The organism is Hydrogenovibrio sp. 3SP14C1 (genome assembly GCF_029625905.1).
GTDB lineage: Bacteria > Pseudomonadota > Gammaproteobacteria > Thiomicrospirales > Thiomicrospiraceae > Hydrogenovibrio.
Genome location: NZ_JARTLM010000168.1, coordinates 1 through 263, shown reverse-complemented (window position 1 = coordinate 263; position 263 = coordinate 1). Strand labels below are relative to the sequence as shown.

The window sequence follows — 263 nt, the reverse complement described above, 5'->3', positions numbered from 1 at the left end:
CATTATTCACAAGAATATCTATTGAACCAAATGCATCATTGATTTCCTTTACCGCCAACTCTACATCACTTGCATTTACAACATCTGCAACCTTTGAATAAACTGTATAACCTTTTTCTGTAAATTCTTTCGTTGCATGTATTAAAGCTTCTTCGTTTACATCAATAATTGCAACCTTCGCCCCTTCTTCCGCTAATAATGAAGCGACACCTTTTCCTATTCCTCTACTGCCACCTGTAATTAATGCTACTTTTCCAGAAAAC

General features: G+C 35.7%; 1 protein-coding gene. It reads right to left on the bottom strand.

The window, feature by feature from the left end:
- A partial coding sequence (locus P8629_RS12100) for an SDR family NAD(P)-dependent oxidoreductase (protein WP_278166360.1) occupies nt 1-263 on the bottom strand: 263 nt, incomplete at both ends.